Raw genomic sequence first — 2070 nt, forward strand, 5'->3', positions numbered from 1 at the left:
AACCACCGGCGTCTCCTCGAGCCGATCGGCAACATCCCACCCGCCGAGGCCGAGGCGCGCTACTATGAACAACTGAACGAGCTGGCTATGGTCGCCTGAGTCAAACAAAATGGCCTCCAGGATTCCCGGCGCGGTTCACCCTGTATGCCCGCTATTCGACCGACCTCCAGCGCGATGCTTCGGTCGAGGATCAGTTGCGGGTCTGCCGGATGCGCGCGGAGCGCGAGGGTTGGGCTGTGGCGGACAGCTACTCTGACCGTGCCACCTCGGGGGCATCTCTGCTCCGGCCGGGAATCCAGGCGCTGATGGAAGATGCCGGGCGGCACCGGTTCGACGTGGTTCTGGCCGAAGCGATGGACCGGCTGTCACGTGACCAGGAGGATATTGCCGGTCTGTTCAAACGGCTGCGGTTTGCCGGAGTGACGATTGTCACCCTTGCCGAGGGTGAGATCGGCGAGATGCATATCGGGCTGAAAGGCACGATGAACGCGCTGTTTCTGAAAGACCTGGCACAAAAGACCCATCGCGGCCTGCGCGGCCGGATCGAGGCCGGCAAGGCGGCGGGCGGAAAGAGCTTTGGCTACGCCATCGTCCGGAAGATCGACGCCCATGGCGAACCGGTTCGTGGCGAGCGCGCGATCGACGCGGCCGAAGCCGCCGTGGTGCGGCGGATCTTTGCGATGACCGCCGAAGGCACCAGCCCGATCGCGATCGCCAAGCTCCTCAATGCGGAGAAGATTTCCGGCCCCGGCGGGCGCCCCTGGGGTGACACGACGATTCGCGGTCACGCGCTGCGCGGCACCGGCATCCTGCGCAACGAACTCTACATCGGACGGCTGATCTGGAACCGGATGCGCTTCATCAAGGATCCGGCAACCGGCAGGCGGGTCAGCCGGATGAACCCGCGCGCCGAGTGGGTGGTCGAGACTGTGCCCCATTTGCGGATCGTCGATCAGGCTCTGTGGGATATGGTGCAGGCGCGTCTGGCCGGCAGTCGCGACGCCTCGGGCGCCGACGCCTCGGATCACCCAAAATTCCACGAGCGCCGGCGCGCCCGGCATATTCTCACCGGCAAGGTCTACTGCGCCGAATGCGGCGGCATGTTCGGTGCGGTCGGCCGGGACTATCTCGCCTGCACAGCCGCACGCCGGCAGGGCATCTGCGACAACCGCCAGAGTCTACGGCGGGATGATCTCGATCGGCTGATTCTGGACGCGCTGCGGCGGCAACTGATGCGCCCGGAGCATGTCGAGCAGTTCGTCGCGGATTTTACCACGGAATGGAACCGACTGCAGGGGACGATCGAAGCCGACAATGCGGCGCGCAGGCGCGAGCTTGAGACCGTGACCCGCAAGCTCGACCAGGTGATCGAGGCGATCTGCGACGGACTCCGTGCGCCGGGGCTGCAACAGAAACTCGACGATCTGGAGCACCGCAAGGCCGAACTGACCCGCCAGTTGCAAAATCCGGTCGCCGCGGCACCACGGCTGCACCCCAATCTGGCCGGTCTCTATCGCGAGAAGGTCGAACAGTTACAGACCGCGCTGGCCGCCTCCGATGGTGGCCGGGCCGCGCTGGAAGCAGTGCGTGCCCTGATCGAGCGGATCGACGTTGGCCAATCCAGGCCAGTGGCGACGGCTTCAGGCGGAACACAAAATTTGGCTGATACGGAGCAAAAGCTTGACGCGGCGACCGGGGCTGATGTTGCGCCTTCTGGTCGCGGCCGACGCCGGGCAGCGCCATCGGCGTTGCCGGAGATTGTTCTGACGGGGGCGATTGCGGCGATGGTTGAACTGGCCCTCAGTGCCGACGGCAATTCGGGGGCAAAAGCGCCGAAAGCCGCCGGTATTGGGGCGGCTGGTTCTGAATTATTCCGAAGTTCGGTGAAGGTGGTTGCGGGGACACACAACCAACTTGATTTGCTGCTGGGCGCCTCAAGACTCCCCTCATTTTCACACTGCCCCGAAAGTCTCGGCGAAGACGGGCAGGTCGGCGAGCATATCGGCGAATTTCTGGACCAGTGGCAGCAGGCGAGGCTCCGGCATGGTGGGGATGAGTTCGTATAGCATG

1 protein-coding gene is annotated in these 2070 nt (G+C 64.7%); it reads left to right on the forward strand.

The genetic code is table 11. From position 1 onward, the window contains the following. Window positions 1-140 precede the first annotated feature (140 nt). Window positions 141-2066, forward strand: coding sequence for a recombinase family protein (locus tag AiwAL_RS20025; RefSeq protein ID WP_262313474.1), 1926 nt, complete (start codon window positions 141-143; stop codon window positions 2064-2066). Window positions 2067-2070: the final 4 nt, after the last annotated feature.

Origin of the sequence: Acidiphilium sp. AL (assembly GCF_025499445.1) — a bacterium.
Lineage (GTDB): Bacteria > Pseudomonadota > Alphaproteobacteria > Acetobacterales > Acetobacteraceae > Acidiphilium > Acidiphilium iwatense.